The 20,227-nt window shown below is 67.7% G+C and carries 20 protein-coding genes, 1 tRNA gene and 1 other RNA gene; 11 read left to right on the top strand and 11 right to left on the bottom strand.

Features of this window, described 5'->3' with window-relative positions; translation table 11 throughout:
* Nucleotides 1–88 precede the first annotated feature (88 nt).
* A complete protein-coding gene (locus O3I_RS01390; protein ID WP_041562344.1) occupies nucleotides 89–796 on the top strand; it encodes a hypothetical protein in 708 nt (235 codons plus the stop codon).
* Between the two features lie 375 nt (nucleotides 797–1,171).
* Nucleotides 1,172–2,461 (top strand): ROK family transcriptional regulator, encoded by a 1,290-nt coding sequence (locus O3I_RS01385; RefSeq protein WP_014981096.1) that lies wholly within the window; start codon nucleotides 1,172–1,174, stop codon nucleotides 2,459–2,461.
* A 58-nt stretch (nucleotides 2,462–2,519) separates the two neighbouring features.
* Here the strand turns inward: O3I_RS01385 and O3I_RS01380 are convergent, their stop codons facing one another.
* Nucleotides 2,520–4,139 (bottom strand): DUF2207 family protein, encoded by a 1,620-nt coding sequence (locus O3I_RS01380; RefSeq protein WP_014981095.1) that lies wholly within the window; start codon nucleotides 4,137–4,139, stop codon nucleotides 2,520–2,522.
* Nucleotides 4,140–4,215: 76 nt separating this feature from the next.
* On the opposite strand from O3I_RS01380, the gene O3I_RS01375 reads away from it, so the two are divergent.
* Complete coding sequence (locus O3I_RS01375) at nucleotides 4,216–5,388, top strand: neutral zinc metallopeptidase (protein WP_237748238.1); 1,173 nt, start codon at nucleotides 4,216–4,218, stop codon at nucleotides 5,386–5,388.
* Between the two features lie 7 nt (nucleotides 5,389–5,395).
* Here the strand turns inward: O3I_RS01375 and O3I_RS01370 are convergent, their stop codons facing one another.
* Nucleotides 5,396–5,728, bottom strand: coding sequence for a hypothetical protein (locus O3I_RS01370; RefSeq protein ID WP_014981093.1), 333 nt, complete (start codon nucleotides 5,726–5,728; stop codon nucleotides 5,396–5,398).
* A gap of 100 nt (nucleotides 5,729–5,828) precedes the next feature.
* Complete coding sequence (locus O3I_RS01365; protein ID WP_014981092.1) at nucleotides 5,829–6,401, bottom strand: HhH-GPD-type base excision DNA repair protein; 573 nt, start codon at nucleotides 6,399–6,401, stop codon at nucleotides 5,829–5,831.
* Between the two features lie 237 nt (nucleotides 6,402–6,638).
* On the opposite strand from O3I_RS01365, the gene O3I_RS01360 reads away from it, so the two are divergent.
* Nucleotides 6,639–7,445 (top strand): methyltransferase domain-containing protein, encoded by an 807-nt coding sequence (locus O3I_RS01360; RefSeq protein ID WP_014981091.1) that lies wholly within the window; start codon nucleotides 6,639–6,641, stop codon nucleotides 7,443–7,445.
* A 42-nt stretch (nucleotides 7,446–7,487) separates the two neighbouring features.
* On the opposite strand, the gene O3I_RS01355 is transcribed toward O3I_RS01360, so the two are convergent.
* Together O3I_RS01355 and ffs are read right to left on the bottom strand one after the other, a co-directional pair.
* Nucleotides 7,488–8,777 (bottom strand): aminotransferase class I/II-fold pyridoxal phosphate-dependent enzyme, encoded by a 1,290-nt coding sequence (locus O3I_RS01355; protein ID WP_014981090.1) that lies wholly within the window; start codon nucleotides 8,775–8,777, stop codon nucleotides 7,488–7,490.
* A 180-nt stretch (nucleotides 8,778–8,957) separates the two neighbouring features.
* Nucleotides 8,958–9,052, bottom strand: an RNA gene (ffs, locus tag O3I_RS43310) — signal recognition particle sRNA small type.
* 139 nt (nucleotides 9,053–9,191) lie between these two features.
* Between ffs and O3I_RS01350 the strand changes: the two genes are divergently transcribed.
* Nucleotides 9,192–9,279: transfer RNA gene (locus O3I_RS01350), tRNA-Ser, on the top strand.
* A gap of 61 nt (nucleotides 9,280–9,340) precedes the next feature.
* Here the strand turns inward: O3I_RS01350 and O3I_RS01345 are convergent.
* Nucleotides 9,341–10,990 (bottom strand): PQQ-binding-like beta-propeller repeat protein, encoded by a 1,650-nt coding sequence (locus O3I_RS01345; protein ID WP_051066467.1) that lies wholly within the window; start codon nucleotides 10,988–10,990, stop codon nucleotides 9,341–9,343.
* 420 nt (nucleotides 10,991–11,410) lie between these two features.
* On the opposite strand from O3I_RS01345, the gene O3I_RS01340 reads away from it, so the two are divergent.
* From O3I_RS01340 to O3I_RS01315, 6 genes are all read left to right on the top strand, one after another.
* Nucleotides 11,411–12,814, top strand: coding sequence for a lipase family protein (locus tag O3I_RS01340; protein ID WP_041562343.1), 1,404 nt, complete (start codon nucleotides 11,411–11,413; stop codon nucleotides 12,812–12,814).
* Nucleotides 12,815–12,925: 111 nt separating this feature from the next.
* Nucleotides 12,926–13,099, top strand: coding sequence for a hypothetical protein (locus O3I_RS45310; RefSeq protein WP_167829095.1), 174 nt, complete (start codon nucleotides 12,926–12,928; stop codon nucleotides 13,097–13,099).
* Nucleotides 13,100–13,227: 128 nt separating this feature from the next.
* The gene (locus tag O3I_RS01330) at nucleotides 13,228–13,575 is read left to right on the top strand and encodes a WXG100 family type VII secretion target (protein ID WP_014981087.1); all 348 of its coding nucleotides are present in this window, start codon (nucleotides 13,228–13,230) and stop codon (nucleotides 13,573–13,575) included.
* Nucleotides 13,565–13,852 (top strand): WXG100 family type VII secretion target, encoded by a 288-nt coding sequence (locus tag O3I_RS01325; RefSeq protein WP_014981086.1) that lies wholly within the window; start codon nucleotides 13,565–13,567, stop codon nucleotides 13,850–13,852. Before O3I_RS01330 ends, O3I_RS01325 begins: the two co-directional genes overlap by 11 nt.
* Entirely contained in the window at nucleotides 13,840–15,159 is a 1,320-nt protein-coding gene (locus O3I_RS01320; RefSeq protein ID WP_237748237.1) for a putative toxin, read from the top strand. The genes O3I_RS01325 and O3I_RS01320 overlap by 13 nt, the downstream gene beginning before the upstream one ends.
* Nucleotides 15,156–15,779, top strand: coding sequence for a HEAT repeat domain-containing protein (locus tag O3I_RS01315; RefSeq protein WP_014981084.1), 624 nt, complete (start codon nucleotides 15,156–15,158; stop codon nucleotides 15,777–15,779). Before O3I_RS01320 ends, O3I_RS01315 begins: the two co-directional genes overlap by 4 nt.
* A gap of 12 nt (nucleotides 15,780–15,791) precedes the next feature.
* Here the strand turns inward: O3I_RS01315 and O3I_RS01310 are convergent, their stop codons facing one another.
* The 5 genes from O3I_RS01310 to O3I_RS01285 all read right to left on the bottom strand — a co-directional run bounded on the left by O3I_RS01310 (nucleotide 15,792) and on the right by O3I_RS01285 (nucleotide 20,224).
* Nucleotides 15,792–16,154, bottom strand: a complete 363-nt coding sequence (locus O3I_RS01310; RefSeq protein ID WP_141691664.1) for a hypothetical protein — start codon at nucleotides 16,152–16,154, stop codon at nucleotides 15,792–15,794.
* 271 nt (nucleotides 16,155–16,425) lie between these two features.
* Nucleotides 16,426–17,649, bottom strand: coding sequence for a cytochrome P450 (locus O3I_RS01300; protein ID WP_014981082.1), 1,224 nt, complete (start codon nucleotides 17,647–17,649; stop codon nucleotides 16,426–16,428).
* Between the two features lie 106 nt (nucleotides 17,650–17,755).
* The gene (locus tag O3I_RS01295; RefSeq protein WP_141691663.1) at nucleotides 17,756–18,766 is read right to left on the bottom strand and encodes a helix-turn-helix transcriptional regulator; all 1,011 of its coding nucleotides are present in this window, start codon (nucleotides 18,764–18,766) and stop codon (nucleotides 17,756–17,758) included.
* Nucleotides 18,767–18,813: 47 nt separating this feature from the next.
* Nucleotides 18,814–19,554 carry a class I SAM-dependent methyltransferase gene (locus O3I_RS01290; RefSeq protein ID WP_014981080.1) on the bottom strand — a complete coding sequence of 247 codons (741 nt, stop codon included), beginning with the start codon at nucleotides 19,552–19,554 and terminating at the stop codon, nucleotides 18,814–18,816.
* Between the two features lie 220 nt (nucleotides 19,555–19,774).
* Complete coding sequence (locus O3I_RS01285) at nucleotides 19,775–20,224, bottom strand: nitroreductase/quinone reductase family protein (protein WP_014981079.1); 450 nt, start codon at nucleotides 20,222–20,224, stop codon at nucleotides 19,775–19,777.
* Nucleotides 20,225–20,227: the final 3 nt, after the last annotated feature.

Below are 20,227 nucleotides of genomic sequence, written 5' to 3'. Positions count from 1 at the left end.
CTGCCTGCGTTATTCCCTCGTTCTCCTGCGCTTACTGCTCGATGCTTCGCCAGGAGAAACGCACATCGAGATCGAGGGAATGCCGTAGATGAGGATGAGGAAGCTGGCCGTGGTCGCCGCGTTGGTGACCACGGCGACCGGAGTGGCCGCGGGCACCTCCGTCGCCGCGCCCGAAAACACCCCGGGCCCGGTGCATTTCACCGCCCGCACCACCGACACGTCATCGATCATCGAGACCGACGCCGGCTCGCTCGTGGTCGAAGACGGTGCCTTCAAGGTCAAGGCCGCCGACGGCACCACCGTGGCGGCCACGCCGCTGACGCTTCGTATCGACGAGTTCGAGTTCCCGATCGCCGCGCAGATCTCACAGCGCACCGCGACGCTCACCCCGCAACTCGACCAGGCGCACGCCACCTACAAGCCGGTCGCCCTGCCGTTCGAGGACAAAGCCCCGTGGAAAAGCGAATACGACCGTGAACAGGCCGCCTGGAGCCGCTTGACCAGCACCATCAGCGCCGGTGCCACCATCGGCACCCTCGTCGGCGGTCTCGGCGGCGCGGCCGTCGGCTGCGTGCTCGGCGGCATCGCCGGCGCCACCGTCGCCTCGGCCACCATCATCGGCCTGTTCGGCCCGTTCATCCCGGCCGCCGCGATCGGCTGCCTCGGCGGCATCATCGCGATCGGCGCCCTGGGCACCGTCGCGGGCCAGATCTTCGTGACCGCCCCGGTCGCCATCGGTGCGGCGATTCAGTACTTCACCACGATCAACCAGCCTTTCGTGGCACCACCGAAGTAGTCCACAACCGCTCCGAGCAAGCCCCGCCCAGCCGCGCTGAGCGGGGTTTTCTCGTAGTAGGCGGACAAAGCGATCCCCGCCTGCCCATCGCACCCGCGTGACCTGCGGAAACAGTGTGGGTGAGAACACAGCGGCAGTTTGAGGCTTGGTGAGTCGCGCCAACCGGTGTTAATTTCTTTTACATGTCTGCCAGCCGACCGACCGCACTGCGGGTCACCTATGTGACCGCCGCGCTCGGTCTCCGGCTGCCCTTGACGCGCGAACTGTGTTGTCGCCCTTGCTGCAGCTGAGCAGCCTTTTCGGCTCGTTCACTGCCCAGTCGCCCACGTAGGCACGTCCCGCCCCGGTGCGGGACCTCGGCAAGGAATCTGCACTATGTCCCTCCCTACCCTTGAACGCTCCACCGCCAGGGTCACCAACGGTCGAGCCCGGGTCCAGCGCCCGGTCGTCGCCCCCGAACTGCGCCTCGGCGACAACCCGGCGGCCGCGGTACTGCGCGCCGCGACCGGTGGTCCCGTCTCGCGCGACAATGCCGCGCGCACAACGGGTTTGAGCATCGCGACGGTCAACCGCCAGGTGTCCGCGCTGCTCGCGGCCGGCCTGCTGCGCGAACGGCCCGACCTGACGGCCTCGGGTGCGGTCGGACGCCCCCGGGTGCCCTTCGAGATCGATCACGAGGCGTACCTCACCCTCGGCATCCACGTCGGCGCCGCGGTGACCAAGATCGTGGCCGCCGACCTGCGCGGCCGTATCCTCGGCGGCCTGGCCATCGCCACCCCGCAGACCGGTCAGGAATTCGCCACCACCACCGTCGCCCGCAGTGCCAAGGCGTTCCTGCAGCGCTGGCATCGTCGCAAGCCGCTCTGGGCCGGCGTCGCCATCGGCGGCCGGGTCGACCCGGTCACCGGCGTGGTCGATCATCCCAAGCTGGAGTGGCAGGGCGCGCAGATCGGCGCCGTGCTCGGCGAGGTGCTGGAGTTGCCGGTCTCGGTGGCGCCGCACGTCGAGGCGATGGCGGCCTCGGAGTTGTTGCTGCCCACCATCGAATCGCGCGACGCCGCGGCCGGCCGTACCGCGGGCCCGGAGCGCGGCAGCAGCCTCTACTTCTATGTCCGGGAAACCGCCGGTGTGGCAGTGACATTGGACGGTCGCGTGCACACCCCGAGCAACGGCCCCGGCTCCATCGCACACTTGCCGACCGGCTCCGACGTGGAATGCACCTGCGGCAGGCGTGGCTGCCTCGAGGTCACCGTCGGCGACCGCTCGCTGCACTCGCGCGCCGTCGGTCGCGGAATCATCCCGGCGCACAACGGAACCGCGGGCTCCACCATCGCCGACCTGTACCGGGCCGCCGAGGCCGGGTCCGAGCCCGCGCGCGAACTGCTCGCCGAGCGCGCCACCATCCTCGGCAACACCGTGGCGATGGTCCGGGACATGCTCAACCCCGACCGGGTGATCCTGGGCGGCCAGGCCTTCACCGGCTACCGCCCCGCGGTCGCGCATGTGGCCCGCGCCTTCAACCAGGGTTCCAGCCTGCCCCCCACCGATATCCGGATCAGCGGATTCGGCGGCAAGGTCCAGGAATTCGCCGCCGTGGTCACCTCGCTGAGCGTGCTCTACGCGGACCCACTGGCGGCCATCCGCCGAACCACGTTGGCCGACTGAGTATTCCGGCCGTTCGTTTCCCGCACACGATCTCTTGTGTGCGGGAAACGGTGTGCGCTCAGCGCTCCGGTGCGAACAAGCCTTCGAGCGCGGTGATGAAGAACGGGAAGTGGCCGGCGAAACGCTGCAGGTTGCGGTCGCGTTCGAAACCGCCGAACCAGTACAGCCCGGGCTGTGCGTCGGCGGACGGGTTGAGATCGCGGAAGGCCCGGATCCAGTTGTCGGCCCGGCTGCCGATCACCATGAACGGCAACGCACGGGAGAACACCGTCTCCTGATCGATCGGCGGAACCTGTTCGCGCCGAGTCGTTTCCAGCCCGCGCTGCAGCGCGCGGATCTGCCCGGACAGCGCGAGACCGTGCGCGGTCCGCACCGGCAGATACTTCGGCAGCAGCGCCGTGGCGATACCCGCGAGCGCGATCGCCACGCCGACCAGCGCGTGTCCGGCGGTGAGCGCGAGCCCGATCGTGGCGGCGATACCCGCGACGATCAACGCGCCGCCGAGCCAGCCGGCCAGCCCGGGCCGCCGCCGGTCGGTGAAGGTGCCACGGGCGACCGCGTCGTCGAGCAGTGCGGTGCGCACCGGTCCGGACTGCACCCGTCCGGGCGCGCGCAGCTCGGTCATCGTGACCGCGTCCGTGCCGTCGGGCAGCAGGGCCAGATAGACCGCTCTCTCGTACCCGCGCAGCTGATCGTCGGGCGTATTGACCCGGGTGATCCGCCAGTCGGCGTCGCTGAGCGGCAGCACCCGGATATAGCGGCGCACCGCGAGATCGACCACCGTCGCGGCGATGTCGACCGGGTCGACGTGCTCGTCCAGCAGCAGCCCGGCCTCGCCGGGCAGTACACCGTCGGGCGAGACGAACTGGACCCGTTCACCCTCGCGCAGCAGCGGATCGAGGGTCTGCGAGCCCGTGCCCGCCGCGGCGTTCTGCCGCCGCGCACGCAACACGAAGACGGCCAAGCCGATCAGCGCGAGCACCAGCACGCCGAACGCGACCAGCACCGGCGTGGTGAACGCGAACGGACCCGCGGCGCTGTCGTCACGCACGTCGGCATTGCTCGGCACGGTGTTCGGCGGCAACTGCAGGGTGAGGTCGATCGCGTCGCCCTTGTGCAGGTCGGTCTGCTCCAGGTAGAGCACGCCGTCGACCTCGGTCTTCACGTCGGCGCAGGCCCTGGTGTTGCCGGGCGGACCGAGTTTGCAGTCCACGATGCCCATTTCGAAGCTGGGACTGATCAACGTGGCGCTGATCGCGGCGATATCGCTGCGCACCACCCCGAGCCAGTTGAACACCTGGCTGCCCGGGGCGTCGCTGACCAGGTTGTGCACCGAGTAGGTGAACGTAGACGTACCGGGCTTGGCCTCGATGGTGAATTGGTCGTTGGCGACCGTCGCGGTGCCCGCACCCTTGGTGTCGACGTCGGTGACCTTGAAGCGGCGCTCGACATCGTCGCGCACCTGCAGTCGCAGCGGCAGCGACATCTGGAACGTGCCGTCCGGCGGCACCTCGACCTGCTCGACCACCTCGAGCACGCCGTCGCGGTTCAGTTTCAGATCGGCGGTGATGGTCACACCGCTCGGTGCGGGCTCCGGGTGCGCCGCCGGGGCCGTCGCGAACAATGCCGCGGACGCGAGTAGCAGCGCGCCTACGGCGGCCCCCCGAAAAGTCAGCATGGCAGCCTACTTTAGACAGCTTGCTATTCTGCGTCATCGGCTGTCGGCGATCACTGAGACGAGGGGGTACGGGGGCGTGACACAACCACCGTACGGATACGGGCCGGTTCCGCCTGGTGGGCGACCGGTTCCGCCCCCGCCCGGCTACGGTCCGCCCCCGGGGCAGGGTCAGCCGCCGCCCGGCTACGGCCCGCCGCCGGGCTATGGTCCGCCCCCCGGATACGGTCCGCCACCGGGGTACGCCCAGCCGGGATACGGTCCGCCACCGGGTTATTCGGCACCGCCCGGCTACGGTCCGCCGCCCGGCTACCGCGCACCGGCACCGCCGCCGATGCCGTACGGCCCACCCGGCCGTCCCCCGTACCCGCCGCGCCGGCGTTCCGGTGGCGGCGGCGCGTGGATCGCGCTGCTGGTCGTCGTGGTGTTCCTGGTGGTGGGCGGCTTGGTCCGCAACGCGATCTCGGTCGGCCGCAACGACAGCAGCCCCTCGACGGTCACGCCGAGCCTCACCTTCTCCCCCGACGGGTCGACCGGCCCCGCCGAGACCGGCGCGAACCCGCTGCTCGCCGACCCGAGCGCGACGTTGATCCCGGCCCGCTGCCCGTACTCGCCGTGGGGTACCCAGGTGGATGCCGCGCGCAAGTTCTTCGAGAGTGCCGCGTCGTGCCTGGAGGCGGCCTGGAAACCGGTGCTGCAGAAGGCGAATCTGCCGTTCCAGCCGCCGACGCTGAACGTGAGCGCCACCACCACCGGCATCACCACCCCGTGCACCGGCACCACCAGTAATTTCGCTGCCTTCTACTGCCCGGCCAACAAGACCATCTACATGCCGGTCAGTCAGTTGCAGACCGATTTCTTCAAGGACAACTGGGTGGTCTACCTGTCGGTGTTCGCGCACGAGTACGGCCACCACATCCAGGCGATGTCCGGGATCCTGCGCAAGGCCAATAGCGAGCGCGCCGACGCGGGCCCGCGCAGCACCCGCGGCCTCGAGCTGTCGCGCCGAGTCGAGTTGCAGGCCAACTGCTTCGACGGCATGTATATCGCGTCCTCGTCCGGCGGTGGTTCGCTGACCAACTCGCAACTGAATGTCGCCCGCAAGGACGCCTATGGACGCGGCGACCAGGCGGGCGACATGCGTGACCACGGCACCGCCGAGAACGGTGGCCAGTGGTTCGAGACCGGACTGGACAAGAACCGTGCCGCGCAATGCAATACGTTCACGGCGCCGGCGAGTTCGGTCAACTAGCGCAGGCTCACGCGCCGTCGGCTAGCGGCGGTTGCAGGGGCCGGGCGTAGGTGTATTCGGGCGCGACGGTGATCACGTCGCAGAGCTGGACTAGCTGTTCGGGAATGCCACCCTCGAAATGCGCTGCGGCGGGGACGATTACCGCGTCCACCCCCAGTCGCTGCGCCACCGTGGTCAATCTGTGCAGCACGTCGTCGGTTTCCGCACCGAACACCACGGTCTTCGCCAGGTCGTACCCGAATCGCTGGGCCAGGCTCCGGATCAGAACCTCGTCCCATTGCTGCCGGGCACCGGATACATCGCGGCGCAGATATCCGATCGCCGCCGGTCGTCGCCTCATCGAAACCACTCCTTTCGCCCAGAACAATCCCGGTAGACCACGGTCCCCGGCAATGCCCGTCCGCTGCCAGTCCCCCGCCACTGGCTCGGAGCGGCCCGCCCTACTTCTTGGCGGCGGCCTTCGCCTGCTTCTTGAATTCCCTTACCTGAGCCAGGGTTTCGGCGTCGGTGACGTCGGCGACCGAACGGCGTGATCCTTCGTCACCGTAGGCGCCCGCGGCTTCGCGCCAACCCGCCGGCTGCACGCCGCGCTGTTTGCCGAGCAGGGAAAGGAAGATCTTCGCCTTCTGCTCCCCGAAACCGGGCAGGTCTTTCAACCGGCGCAGCACTTCCTTCCCGTCCGGCTTGTCCTTCTTCCACAGGTTCTCGGTCCTGCCGTCGTAGTTCTCGATGATGTAGCGGGCGAGGTCCTGGGCGCGGCGCGCCATCGAGCGGCCGTACCGGTGGATGGCAGGCGGGGTGGCGCACAGGTCTTCGAACTCCTGCTGATCGGCCTCGGCGATGCGGTGGATGTCGAAGCCGCCCATCCGGTCGGCGATCTTCTTCGGGCCGCGGAACGCGTGTTCCATCGGGTATTGCTGATCGAGCAGCATGCCGAGCAGGGTGGCGAAGTGGTCCTCGGTCAATAGCTCGTCGGCTTCGACATCCTGTGCCAGGCAAAGCTTGCGACTCATCGCCGTTCCTTCCCACCGTTACCGAAACTGCTCGGACGGCTCGATCATCTCATTAGTGCCGACGCCCCGGGCGCACACTATTCATCGCACGCTCACCCGCCGGACAGTGAGTCAGGTCACAGGGGCGCAGTGCGGGGCTATACCGCCGCGCGTAGGCTCCAGCGCATGCCTCAGACGACGGCAGTACCTACATCGGCGCCCCACACGACGGGGTCCGCCAGAGATGGAAACGGGAGCATGGACACCTACACGTTGCGCCCGGATCGGTTCGACCGAGCAGGCCAGGACCAGCTCGTAGACGTACGCGATCTGCAAGCCGCACTGCCCGGAATCCGCAGGTTGCGGACCTGGGCCCAGGACGCGCTCGCGCTGCGTCCCGGCGAACGCGCGGTCGACATCGGCTCCGGCACCGGATCGGAGGTGCTGGCCTTCGCGGACACCGTCGGTGCGGACGGTGTCGCGGTCGGCGTCGAGCCCGACCCGAACCTGCTCGCCTCCGCCGAACGCCGCGCGGCCCAGGCCGGCTCGATCGCCAAGTTCCACTCCGGCGACGCCTACGGCCTGCCGTTCGGCGCGGACAGCTTCGACGCCGTGCTGTGCGAGCGGGTGTTCCAGCATCTGACCGCGCCCGCCCGCGCCGCCAACGAGATCGCGCGCGTGCTGCGGCCCGGCGGCCGGGTCGTGGTGGTGGACAGCGACTGGGGCACGGCGATCGTGCATCCGGGCGAACGGTCGGTGGTGCGCGAGGTGATCGACACGCTGATCTCCGCGACCACGAACCCGTTCTCCGGCCGCAGGCTGCCCGGCCAGCTGACCAAGGCGGGGCTGGTGATCGACGAGATCGGCTCGCACGCGCTGGTGCAGGACCGCACCGTGGGCGCGGGCTCGCTGGTCAACCGCATCTCGGCGATGGCGGTGGCCCGCGGCGTGATCACCGGGGAACAGCGCGACCGGCTGCTCGAGGATCTCGAGGCGGGCGCGGCCAGCGGCGACATCCACCTCTCGGTGACCATGTTCGCGGTGCTCGCGCACAAGCCCGAATAGGCGCACAGCGGGGCGCGTACCGAACGCGCCCCGCTGTTCCGGCTACTTGCCGAGCAGCTTCTCGGTGGCCGCGAGCAGCACGCAGGTGGCCAGGCCGTCCATCGCCTTTTCCAGCTCCGGCAGCTTCGGGAAGCTGGGCGCGATCCGAATGTTCTTGTCCTCCGGGTCATTCCGCAGCGGGAACGCCGAACCCGCGGCGGTGAGCGCGATACCCGCGTCCTTCGCCAGCGCGATCACCCGGCTCGCGGTGCCCTCCAGCACGTCGAGGCTGACGAAGTAGCCGCCCTTCGGCTCGGTCCAGGACGCCACCTTCGACGCGCCCAGCCGGTCCTCCAGAATCCGCAGCACCGCCGCGAATTTCGGCTCCAGGATGGCGCGATGCTTCTGCATGTGCGCGCGCACGCCCTCGGCGTTGCCGAAGAACCGCACGTGCCGCAGCTGGTTGATCTTGTCCGGGCCGATCGATTTCTTCGACAGGTGCTGCAGATACCAGTCCAGGTTCGCCGTCGAAGCGCCCAGGAAACTCACCCCGCCGCCGGCGAAGGTGATCTTCGAGGTGGACGCGAACACCAAGGGCCGGTTGGGGTTTCCGGCCGCGGCGGCGAGACCGAGCACGTCGAGCACCGGCGCGGCGGTATCGGTCAGCGGGTGCACGGCGTAGGCGTTGTCCCAGATCAACCGGAAGTCCGGTGCCGCGGTCGGCATCGAAACCAGTTCCCGGACAACCTCTTCGGAGTAGTTGACGCCACTCGGGTTGGCGTAGTTCGGCACCACCCACATGCCCTTGATCTGCGGATCGTTGGCCACCAGCTCCGCGACGGCGTGCGCGTCCGGGCCGTCGGGACCGAGGGGCAGCGGGATCATCTCGAAGCCGAGCGTCTCGGTGATCGAGAAATGCCGGTCGTAGCCGGGGCTCGGGCACAGAAACTTCAGCTTCTCCTCCGCAACCCAGCGGCGCTCGGAGTCGTTGGTGCCGTGCAGCATCGCGAAGGCCAGCACGTCGTGCATCAGCTCGAGGCTGGCGTTGTTGCCGGCGATCAGGTTGTCCACCGGGATGCCGAGCAGTTCGCCGAAGATCGCGCGCAGTTCCGGAAGACCCTGCAGGCCGCCGTAATTGCGGCAGTCGGTGCCCGCGGCGTCGCGGTAGTCACCCTCGCCGGGCAGGGTGAGCAGGGCGGCGGACAGGTCGAGTTGTTCCGGAGAAGGTTTTCCGCGCGTCAGGTCCAGCGTGAGCTTCTCGGTCTTGAGCGTCGCGTAGTTCGCGTTCTGAGTCTCGTGCTCGGACACGAGTTCCTCGTGGCTCATCAAACCGATCTGCGTTTGCCGGGGCATCCTGGGCAGCCTTTCGAAGCTTGCGGGGACGTGGGGTGTCGGCCGGACGATGTGCGGCGGCCGGGCATTCGATCCGCCTGGCGCATGTGCAGACGAACCGTGTTCACGTTACCCGTGTGTTGCTCGGAATTGGAGGCGTTATCCGTCAGCCGGACGAGGTCCGTGCGCAGCCCCGAAAATATAAGGGGACCCCGCGCACCCGGCAGAGCCCATTGACCCTTGCTGCCTTCCGGCCCTGGGGGAGTTCACAGGATGCGCGCCGCGCGGGATCCGTCGGCCAGTGTAGCCGCTCCCGCGCCCAGCGTGGTTCCCCGGGGGTCCCCGAACCCGCCGAAAACAGCCCGAACAGGTACTTCCGCCCTCCCACCGCCCCCATTTGGCGTCCGCCCTCCCCCTACCGGTATGCTGCTCCACGGAGGATTCGCCTAGTGGCCTATGGCGCTCGCCTGGAACGCGGGTTGGGTTAACGCCCTCAGGGGTTCAAATCCCCTATCCTCCGCCACGAAAGACCCCGCCGGTTCAGCTGTGCGGGGTCTTTCGCATTCTCCGTGCACGGCGGTTGTTCACAGACCGAAGGCGAGCAGGACGTTGCCGGGCATGCCGGTGGTGATCTGACGGCCGTAGCCGGAGTTGGTGAACAGCATGCCGTTGGCGATCACTGCGCCGTGGCCGTTGATGCCGCCGCCGACGCCGGGGACGCCGTTCACGGTGTGGAACAAGCGGGCGGTGTTGTATTCCCAGAGGATGGCGCCGGTGTCGGCGGCGAAGGCGCGCATCTTGCCGTCCATGCTGCCCTCGAAGACCAGGCCCGGGGTGGTGGAGACGGCGTTCGGCATCGCGAGCTGGCAGAGCGGCAGCATCGGCAGCGGCGGCGGGTCGAACAGGCAACCGTGCGCGGGATTCGGCGTACTCCAGAGGACGTCGCCGGTCGCCGGGTGCAATGCGAAAAGCGTGCCCGGCGTGCCCTGATACGTGGCGACGTACAGGCGCTGACCGTCGTAGCTGGCGCCCCACTGGATACCTTGCAGCGACTCCGAACCCGGGATGGGCAGCACCGGGACCGGCGTATTCAACCTGGTCTGCCAGATGATCTCGCCGGTGACCGCGTCGAGCAGGTGGAACACCCCGCTCTTCTGCCCGGCGCCGACGACCAGCCGGTCACCGATCTCGAAAATGTTCGGCTGCGAACCGAAGTCGAAATCGTGGCCGGGATCCGGGCAGTTGCCGCCCGGCGGCGGATACGTGCAGCGGCCGTTCCACGGCGCGTCCCCCGGTGTCATCCGGCGCACCCACCGGGTGGTCCCGGTGTCGAGATCGAGCGCGCCGATCGCTTCCGCCCCTTCGGGATAGCCGGTGTAGGGGTTGCCCGCGGTGTAGTACAGCGTGCGTGATTCCGGATGGATCGTGGGCGACGACCACACCGGCGCACCGCTGGGCGCGAACGGCGGCGACCCGCTCGGCGTCGGCTCCGGCGGCGGAATCGTGTAGTGCTGCCACCGGATGTCGCCGGTCGCGGCGTCGAGCGCCGCCACACTGCCGCGGAAGGTGCAGCACGGGTAGTGGTCGAGGGTGGCACTGCCGAGTTCCTGACTGGAAACACCGACATAGATGTGACCGTCGAAGGCCAGCGGCGAGCCGGTGATGATCGCCAACCGGTGCGCGTCCAGTTGGCGAACCCAGCGCAGGGCGCCGGACTGCGCGTCGAGCGCCCACATCCTGGCCGAGTTGTCGCCGAAGAAGACCATCCCGTCCATGACCGCGGGCCCGTTGCGCAACCCGTAGGTCGGGAGGTTTCCGCCGAGGGGCGTCTCGGCTTGGAACGACCACCGCGTCGCGCCGGTGTTCGCGTCCAGCGCGTAAAAGGTCCCGTTGCGACCGCCGACATAGACGGTGCCGTCCACTACGGCAGGCTGACTGGACGCGGCGATCGTGTCGGGAAATGCGAAGGCCCACTTCAGTTTCAGCGCGCCCACCGTGGCCGGGGTCAGCGCCGTCTCGTGCGGGTTGTAGCGCGAACCCGCGAGATCGAACTGCCACATCGGCCAGTCACCGTCGGCATTGTCGGCGCCGGCGGGCGGCGTCCCGATCAGCAACAGCACAGCCGCGCTCATCAAGACCGTCAGGCGCAGCCGCGCACCCCGCCGAACCCTGACCCCGCGGTCGGCAACGATCTTCCAGTCCATACCGAGCCCCCGTCCCTTGACGACCGCCATGCGCCGTCGAAGTGTGACCCGAGTTACATTACGCGCCACCCACCGTCGCTGTCGCCACTCGATTCCACTAACCGAACCGCCCCGAGGACTCCTCTCGACAGTTGCCCAGAGCCGTTCAGCACCCCTCCGCGCGGCGTACAGCAATCGCGATCTCGCGGCTTTCCACTGTCGGGGACACGTCGGTGTCCATGACGGCGCGAGCACTCTTTGCGACGGAGGTACATGAGGCATGCAGTCTCAGGTAATGCCAGGTCAATCCATATATCGGCTGGTAGTAGCTGGATCTGCGCGGGTGGAGTCGAGGGAGATTTGGCGCGAAGCCGCATCGATCCGTCCGAGACGGACTATTGCTCGTCGGCAAACGCCGGGGTAGGTTCGGCTCAGATGTGAGTCGATGTGGTCTCACAATGGGTTAGGGAGATGGCCGTGTTGACGAAGTGGTCTCGGCGGTTGGTTGTGCTGGCGGTGGCGATCACGGCGTCGGCGGCGACGTTGAACGCCGGTATCGCGGCGGGGGCGCCGGAGGGGGCGGTGCCGGTTCCGGTGCAGCCTGCCGCGCCGGTACCGGTGCCGCCCGAACTCGATCCCGGGTTCTACCGCCCGCCCGCCGAGGTGGTCGCGGCCAAAGCGCCGGGTGAGATCATCGCGGCGCGGCAGGTCAATGTCGCGAACGCGGGACTGATCCCGGTCAATGTCGACGCCTGGCAGGTGTCGTACCGGTCGAACAACAGCCGCGACGAACCCATCCCCGCCGTCGCGACGGTGCTGAAGCCGCGCGGATCGGCGCCGGACAAGCTGGTCTCGATGCAGATCGCCGAGGACTCGCTGGCCGCGTACTGCTCGCCGTCGTACGCGGTGCAGCAGTGGTCGCTGGCCACCTTCGTCGGACAGATCGTCGCCCCGCTCGAATTCGTCATCGCGCAGGGCGCACTCCAACAGGGTTGGGGCGTGGTCATTCCCGACCACCAGGGTCCGGACAGCGCGTTCGCGGCCGGACCGCTGGCGGGCCGGATCACCCTCGACGGAATAAGGGCCGCAAGGGATTTCGGTCCCATGCGACTGACACCGGACGCGCGCATCGGCATGTACGGCTATTCCGGCGGCGCGATCGCGACCGGCCATGCCGCCGAGCTGAAGCAGTCCTACGCACCCGAACTCAACATCGTCGCGGCCGCGGAGGGCGGCGTACCCGCCGATTTCGGCGCGGCGCTGGAGAACGGCAACGGCCAACTGTGGGCGGGCATGATCATGGGCGCCGTGCTCGGCATCGGACGCGAGTACCCGGAGTTCGGCGCGCTGCTCAACCGCGACCTGGATCCACTCGGTCAGGTGCTGTCCGTGGTCAAGGGCGGCCTGTGCGTGCAGTACAACACCGGACTGTTCCCGTTCGCGAATCTGAAAGGGATGCTGCGGGTTCCGGAAGGCGACCCGATGCGCAACCCGGTGGTGCGCGACACCCTGGACAAGACCCGCATGGGTAAGGCAGTGCCCGACATGCCCATGTTCATCTACCAGGCCAACCCGGACGAGCTGATTCCGGTCGGCCCCGTCAACACCCTCGTGGACACGTACTGCCAGAGCCCGGACGCGCAGGTCCAGTACGTCCGCGAACATCTCGGCGAGCATGTGACGACGGAGGTTTCGGGCGTCGCGACCGCCCTGCTCTGGCTGCGCGACCGGCTCGACGGCAAACCGGCCGCACCCGGTTGCAGCACCTCCGACGCGGGCTTAATGGTCCTGAATCCCGAGGGTTTGGGTCTGCTCGCCCAAACCTTCGGCGAGACCGTGGCCTCGTTCTTCGGCAAGCCGATCGGCGTCAAATAGGCATACAGCACGCTCCACGTGCAAACCGAGACCGGCCGTTGCTTCGAACGGCCGGTCTCGGTAACGCTCGGGTCCAGTACGCACTACCGTCCGGACCACGAGGAGGCGGCAATGCCCGACCACGAACACTGGTACCTGGCCTACGAGCGCGACGTGCTCGGCGAACCCGGCAGCCCCTGGCCGACCCGCCCACGATCCAGACCGCAGGTCGAGGAAACCCCCCGCTCCGCCTCCCGACTCCGCATCTTCCGCGCCCTACTGTCCCGCCACCGCATCGAACAGTGAAGCGCCCCCGAATCTTTCGCGTCGACCGACGCGTTTCCCCCAGGTCTACAGTGCGCGTTCGATCGAAATGCGCGCGGCGCGACACTATTTGGTAGTGTCAGGCGCAGCAAGCGCTCCCGGGGGGTTCAATGAGCGACGATCAATCATCGGACGGCCGCACGTTGCGCGTTGTGCCCGCAGAGCTCGCCGCCGCCGCGAAAACGATCAAATACCTGCTGGACGAACTCTCGTCCGGATTCAAATCGCTTGATACCGACGTGGTTTCGCTGACCAAAACCTGGCAGGGCTACCAGGGCGGGCTGTTCGCGCAGGGGTACACCGAAGTCAAACAAGGAATCGCTGATCTCTTGGACGCCATAGCCGATACCACGGTGGCTTTGGATGCGGGCGCAGAGTCCTACCTGGAACAGCAGCAGGTGCATGCCGAGGCCATCGAAGCGGTGGCGTTCTCGTTGGATTTGCCCGATGCGACATAGCGTAGATCTCACCCTGCTGGACTCGGTCATCGCGCGCATCAAGGGATTCGAGGGATTCTTCGACGAGCAGATCAAAGCTTTCGACGCGGCGGTCACGAAGATGCACGGCGTGTGGGAAGGGGACGCGGCGATCGCACAGCAGGATTCGCATCGGCGACTCATGGCAGCCGCCAAGGACATTCATGACGGTGTCGGCGATATGCGCCGAGCCGCGGTGGCCGCGCACGCGAACTACAGTGCCGCGGTGCAGGCCAATGTCGACATGTGGCAGGGCTGAGGCGGTTGTCCGAACTGGATGTAGACCCCGAGTTGTTCTACGAGGTCGCCGGGGCATACAGCCGAGCGAGCCGGTCGGCTTCGGCGGCGCTGCTGAAACTGGACCGGGAATTGCGCGCGGCCGTCAAGATGAGTGGCTCGGACTCCGGTAGCAGGTCGTGGGGCGGGACCTACTTCAAATCCGCGGTGGAGGCGCTGGTTACGGCGGGTATGGCGACCCGGGCCCTGGCCCAGATGGCGGCGCTGGTCAGACAGAGCGGAGTCAATCACGACCAGTCCGAACAGGCGGACTCCTACAACACTCCCGGCGGCACGCTGCCGGACGCCGATCCGGGCTCGCAGACCGCCGAGGCCCGGCCGCCGAAAAACCCGGCGGGCGGCACGCGGGCCGAACCGTCGCTCTGGAAAGACGTGATGGGCGCGGTCGAGTGGATCGACGGAGACGCCGACCTCATGGAGAACGCCGCCAACAGCTGGATCGCGGCCGCGAGCAGCTATCAGGCGCTCGATGACGCGATCACGCCGAAGATGAAGAGCCTGCTGGGCTCCACCTCCGAGGAGATTCCCACCATCGGCGAGACCCACACGACCGTGTTCGAGGGCGTCTCGCTGCTCGCCGATGCCATGCGCCAGCAGGGCGGGGCGACCAGTGGGTACGCCGGTCTCCTACGGCTCGCGCAGCAGGACATCGAGTGGGAATTGCGGGTGGAGAAGTTGGTCCAGGCGGTCAACGACCTCAACGCCGCCACCATCGGTAAGCCGATCGAAAAGGCGATCAAGGTGGTCGCCGAGCTCGAGATCGCCTACAGCCGCAGGCAGATCGAGAATGTCTTGACCGGGTTGAACAGCGCCCGCGACATGACCGCCACCATTCTCACCGGGGTTTCGACCACCGTGGTGAACAGCGTGAACACGAAATTCAAGCCGGTACTGGACAAGCAGCTCAAACGGCCGCCGGAGCCGACCTCGGCCGAGCGGCGGCGGAAGAACAAGCTCGAAGGAGCCAAAGCCGAGGCCCGAGCCGGTATCGATCCGACCAAGCCGAAGACGTCGATACCGTCTGCTTCGGGTACGGCCAGCCGTCGCATCCCGGACGACCTGGATACCACGAACAAGCGGTTGACCGAGGTCAAGAACGTGGAGCGCCAGGAATACACTGATCAGATCAAGGATTTCGTCAGTTACTGCGAGACCAACGGCTATGAGTTCGTGCTCGTCACCGACAAGAACACCAAGCTAGCATCAGAGATCCAGGATCTGATCAATCAGGGGAAGATCAAACACGTGCCGATGGACTTCAAGAGTTGACGACGACAGACGACGCCGCCGCGGCCGAGCTGCTCGAAGAATATCGGCAAGCGGGTGGATACGGTCAGACCATCCCTGATATCCCGAACAGTGTTTCGCTCACTCCGCCGGCTGTCGAAGTGGTCGCGCAATGGTTGTCCGAATTGGAAAAGCGGTGGCCCGGCCCCGAAACCGAAGGGCGCGAGCTCGCCCGGCTGAGTCTGGCAAACGCACTCGGCCGCAAGGAAGCCCGCAAGACCTCGGCAGTGCCCGCACTGATCTCTCAGTTCGATGTGGCCAAGCCGATGAGTGCCCGGACGCGATGGGCGGCAGGCAACTCGATCTATGAAATCCCCGCCGGGATCGACTATTTCGACCAACTTGCCGATATCGCGGCGAACCGAGCCTTCGGCGCGGATCGGCAGATGGTGGTCGGCTGGCTCGGCAAGTCCCGCCATCCCCGCGCCGCCGAGGTGGCCCTCGCCCAACTCGATGACACCGACGTCCAGGGCCACGCCCTGGACGCGCTCGCGAAACTACGGCCCCAAGGGGTGCGCGAGCAGATCGAACCGTTCTTGACCAGCAAGAACAAATGGCATCGCCGGACCGCGGAAAGAATCGCCCGCTACGACGAGAGCTGACGGTGCTCGAGGTCAGCGCCAGATGCGGCGTTGCGCTGTCGACGCTTCCAACGGGCTGACGGAAAGGTTCTCCCCCTCGAGCCGATAAGGCTCGAGAACTGTCAACGCGATGCCTTCCGCATGCTCCAGGAAAACTTCGACCCCGTCGCCGCCGGTGTCGGGCAGCCGGACGTCGACGACCAGCGCGGCCGCCCGGATCCGGCTCCGCATCGCGCCTATCGCCGCGGTGCCGAGCGCCAGCGATTGCGTCGCGCCCGCCGCCTCGGCGGTAATCAACTGTGTTGTGCCCTTTCGGTCTACGACGAGACCGAAAGGAACGAGCTGCCCGTGTTCGGTCAGCCGCTGCTCTGCCACCGTCAAGGCTTCGTCGAGCAAGCCGTCCAGATCGGATTGCGCCAGGTCCGACGCTGTCTCTCGCCACGCGACCACCGATGTTCCCCTTCGATCCGACCTCAACCGGCCACGGCTGGCACGCTACCTCGAGGTTCGATGCCGGCGGTGCCGACAGCGGTCGCGCGTTGGCCGCGCACACGCACCGAGCCGCGGCGATGGGATGCAGAGTCCGCGCTGTGCATCGCCACAGGCGCCGGCCGCGCGAACCGCGACCGTTCTTCGCTCACCAGACCTTTGAATGCGCAGCCTGCGATCACGGGGTCGGGGTTTCGAAGCGCAGGGGCAGGGTGAGGGGGCCGGTGGGGCCGAGGGTGGGGCCGGGTCGGCTGGGGGCGGCGAGGACGGGGTGCGGGAGCCGGCGGGCCAGAATCGGGAGGGCTTCGGCGATCTCGGCGCGGGCCAGTGCTGCGCCGAGGCAGTAGTGGATACCGCCGCCGAACATGAGGTGCGATGCGGGTCTGGTTGCGGTGATATCGAATTCGGCGGCACCGAATACGGCGGGATCGGTATTCGCGGCATTGGTCAGCATGTTGATGAAGCTGCCCGCAGGAATGGTGAGGCCCTCGAATTCGATGGTCTCGTCGGTCATCCGCCAGATCGTGTTGACCGCGGGCGCGACCCGCATGATCTCCTCGACCGCCCGAGGTGCGATGGCGGGATCCGCGGCCAGCATCCGCCACTGCTCCGGATAGTCGAGGAAGGTCTGCATCGCCAGACCGATTTGCTGGCGGGTGGTGTCCTGTCCCGCGAACAGCAGCGCACTCGTCATGGCGCGCAATTCGATCGGTGAAAGACGGTCCCCCGCTTCCTCAGCCGCTATGAGATCGGTCAGCAGATCGTCGGACGGGGTGGTGCGGCGCTGCTCGATCAGTTCATCGATCGCTTCGTGCAATGTCGCCAGGGCGGTCTCGATCCGATCCAGCTGTGCGGCCGCGGAAACACTGAACATCAAACCGATTTCGCTCGGCAGGCGACGGAAGTCCTCCCATCGTTCGCGCGGCACACCCAGCAGCTCACACAGAATCCGCGCCGGATAGCGGTCCGCGAAGTCCGCCATGAACTCACACTCGCCCGCGGCAACGATCGGCTCGATGAGTTCCGCTGTGACCGAACGCATTACCGGTCGCAGCCGGTCCACCGCGGCCCGGTTGAACGCCTTGCTCACCAATTGCCGCAACCGGGTGTGATCGGCGCCTTCTACGCTCGGGAGCACCGAGCCGATCCATTCGACCGCGGGCCCCGAGGTAATTCCTTGCGCGGCCAAGGATTCCACGCCGCCCCAGCGCACGCGGCGGTCCGCGAGCAAGGCCGCGGCCTCGCGATGCCGCAACACCGCGAACCCGATCGGCGTGCGGGCGTACCAGTTCGCGGCACGGGCGGCGGCGACCTCCGCCGAATCCGGCCGGAACGCCGGGTCGAGCACATTCAGTTCGACGACTCTGCCTGCGGAGTCCACCTCGTGTCCGGCCATCGACATCCGACATCACCCTTCCCACCGGAACGGTCCACCTCCCGGGACCTGGTGCAAAGGACGCTACGGACGGCCGAGGGCCCGGCCTATCGCAGATTTCTCGTATTTCTTGCTAGTCGCGCCCGTACAGCAGGCCGGTGAGCTGGCGTCTGCTGCGGATGCCGGTTTTGGCGAAGATCGCGGTGAGATGGGCCTGCACGGTCAGCGGCGAGATGAACAGCCGTTCGGCGATCTCGCCGGTACTGCAGCCCTGAACGACCAGCTCGAGGACTTCCCGTTCCCGTGCGGTGAGCCCGAAGGCCGCGTAGAGCAAGGGCGCGACGGCGCCGGGGTGCGCGGCCTGCAAGACCAGCGCGACCTGGGTGTCGGTGGCCGACGCGTGCAACGACACCCACCGCCCGGTGCCCCCGCGCACCCGGGCCGACGCCTCCTGTTCGGTGCGCGCCCGCTCGGCCAGAGCGAGCACCGCGAACGGCAGCGCGTCGTCGGCCGAGCCGAGTTCGGCCAGCCAAGAACGCGCGGGTTGCGAGATCGAGAGGATCTGCCCCGCCGCATCCAGCACCAGCACGCCCGGCCACCGCAGCTCGTTGCCGGGCGCCGAGCGGGCGAGCACGCCCGCGGTGCGCAAACCGCGCCCGAGCACGGCGGCGAGATCGTGCGCGAAATCGCGTTCGTCGGCGCTGAAGTCGTGCGGCCGCTCCCGGAACAGCGAGATATTGCCCCAGCAGGCACCGTCGATCACCAGCGCGGTGCGCAGCTCGCCGGTCATGTTGTTGGGGCGCAACAGTTCCCGATAGCGAATGCTGCGCTCCAGCTGTCCGCCGGTCTCTTCGCTCAGCACCCCGCTGTGCCGTTCGCCGAGCGCGAGGGCGACGAAGGAGTTGTAGTCGTCGGGCAGGTACGCGAACCGCGCCACCTCCGCGTCGGGCGGCGGCATATCGAACGATCGATAGCCCGTCTCGACCATGCTGTCCGGGTCGGTGGTGTGCCAGCAACCGGAGTCGTGCGGTACCGCCGCGGCCAGCAGCACCGCCGCCTCATCGATCAGATCGGCCGTGCTCAGGCCGGCCGCGGCCAGCCCGAGCATCCGCTCATACGTTCGCTCCCGGAGGCGACTGCTCACCTCCCCAGTCTCGCGCGCAACGCCCGCGCAGCCAACCCCTTATCGGATCAGCGAATGGCGGCCACCAAGGCGTCGGTGACCGAGCGCCAGATCACGCCCGCTTCGAGGAAGCCCGCTTCGCGCAGTTCGGTGAGATGCCAGTCGACGGGATGGGTCTCGCCGGTGACATGGGTGCTCAGGATTTCCCGGCTGGCGGCGACGTCGGCGGCGAGCTGCGGGTCGGCGGCCGCGGCCACCCACCAATCCGCCCAATCCAGCGTGCCGGCCTCGGTGACCCGCTGCTGATGCGCCTGCTGCACCGCCTCGTCCAGGGCATTCAGCAGCGGTGTACCCGGGTCGGGCATGTGGTCCGCGTTGAGGAAGATGCCGCCGGGACGGAGCAGTTTGCCGAGGTCACCGTAGAGGCGGACCAGTGGTTCGGCTTTCAGCCAGTGCAGTGCGGTCGCGGTGACGATCGCGTCGAACGGTTCGTCGGGCAGCTGCGACATCCAGTCCGGCGACTTGATATCGGCGGTCACGAAGGTCATCCGGGCGTCGTCCGCGAAGGTGCCACGAGCGATGGCCAGCAGGGCCGGATCACGATCGATGCCGACCGAGGTCGCCGCGGGCAGCCGCGCGAACAGCCGCCTGCTGATGGTCGCCGTGCCGCAGGCCAAATCGAGCACCCGCGGCGTCGATCCGGCCACGGCCTCGACCATATCGAGCATGACCCGGAACCGCTCCTCGCGGTCGGGCATATAGAACTCCTGCTGCCGGTCCCAGCTTTCCTGCCACCGCTCCCAATCCATGACGCCTCCGAATGAGTAGGAACTGTCCTCGCGTATGCGCTCGGCAATTTCGCTGCGCCGGAATATGCGGGAGATCGCGTCGGGCGATAGAGCACTGTTTCCGGGAGACGAGCAGCCGAGGGAACGATACCCGCTGGACAACGGGATATTGATGAACGACGGCAGGCGCCGATGCCGGAAAAAAATTGCCGGAATCAGCGCTCGGTCACCTGGAAACAGGTCAGGCGGGCTCGATCCGGAACACCGCGATCCGCTCGGCCGCTTCGGCCAGGGCCGCCGGGGTCGCCTCCGCGACCAGTCCGGTCTTCACGAACCATTCGTCCAACCGGGCCGGACCGTGCGCGACATGGTCACGCAGCAGCGTACGGCGTTCCGCCACAGGCAATTCGACCATCCGCACCACCGACGAGCGCCGGCCACGGGATAACGTCACGGTCGACGCCGCGCGAACATTGGCCACCCAAGCGGACTTCCCGTAGGCCTGGAACACGTAGCGCTCGCCGGCGATCGGGAGCACCGACAGCGGGACGGTCCGCAGTTCGCCGGTGCGACGGCCGGGGACTGTCAGGATGTGCATCTCGCTGAACGAGATTCCCAGTTTCTGCAACAGCTTTACCAGCCCGTTGAGTTTGTTGATCCGACGGCGCAGCCGCACCGGGTCCTGAGCCATGCC

The organism is Nocardia brasiliensis ATCC 700358 (assembly GCF_000250675.2).
Taxonomy (GTDB): Bacteria; Actinomycetota; Actinomycetes; order Mycobacteriales; family Mycobacteriaceae; genus Nocardia; species Nocardia brasiliensis_B.
This window is presented reverse-complemented; position numbering and strand designations above follow the sequence as displayed.

Coding starts and splice junctions, on each gene's coding strand:
- O3I_RS01390 (WP_041562344.1), top strand. CDS start 89: ATGAGGATGAGGAAGCTGGCCGTGGTCGCCGCGTTGGTGACCACGGCG.
- O3I_RS01385 (WP_014981096.1), top strand. CDS start 1,172: ATGTCCCTCCCTACCCTTGAACGCTCCACCGCCAGGGTCACCAACGGT.
- O3I_RS01380 (WP_014981095.1), bottom strand. CDS start 4,139: ATGCTGACTTTTCGGGGGGCCGCCGTAGGCGCGCTGCTACTCGCGTCC.
- O3I_RS01370 (WP_014981093.1), bottom strand. CDS start 5,728: ATGAGGCGACGACCGGCGGCGATCGGATATCTGCGCCGCGATGTATCC.
- O3I_RS01365 (WP_014981092.1), bottom strand. CDS start 6,401: ATGAGTCGCAAGCTTTGCCTGGCACAGGATGTCGAAGCCGACGAGCTA.
- O3I_RS01360 (WP_014981091.1), top strand. CDS start 6,639: ATGGACACCTACACGTTGCGCCCGGATCGGTTCGACCGAGCAGGCCAG.
- O3I_RS01355 (WP_014981090.1), bottom strand. CDS start 8,777: ATGCCCCGGCAAACGCAGATCGGTTTGATGAGCCACGAGGAACTCGTG.
- O3I_RS01345 (WP_051066467.1), bottom strand. CDS start 10,990: ATGGCGGTCGTCAAGGGACGGGGGCTCGGTATGGACTGGAAGATCGTT.
- O3I_RS01340 (WP_041562343.1), top strand. CDS start 11,411: ATGGCCGTGTTGACGAAGTGGTCTCGGCGGTTGGTTGTGCTGGCGGTG.
- O3I_RS45310 (WP_167829095.1), top strand. CDS start 12,926: ATGCCCGACCACGAACACTGGTACCTGGCCTACGAGCGCGACGTGCTC.
- O3I_RS01330 (WP_014981087.1), top strand. CDS start 13,228: ATGAGCGACGATCAATCATCGGACGGCCGCACGTTGCGCGTTGTGCCC.
- O3I_RS01325 (WP_014981086.1), top strand. CDS start 13,565: ATGCGACATAGCGTAGATCTCACCCTGCTGGACTCGGTCATCGCGCGC.
- O3I_RS01300 (WP_014981082.1), bottom strand. CDS start 17,649: ATGTCGATGGCCGGACACGAGGTGGACTCCGCAGGCAGAGTCGTCGAA.
- O3I_RS01290 (WP_014981080.1), bottom strand. CDS start 19,554: ATGGATTGGGAGCGGTGGCAGGAAAGCTGGGACCGGCAGCAGGAGTTC.
- O3I_RS01285 (WP_014981079.1), bottom strand. CDS start 20,224: ATGGCTCAGGACCCGGTGCGGCTGCGCCGTCGGATCAACAAACTCAAC.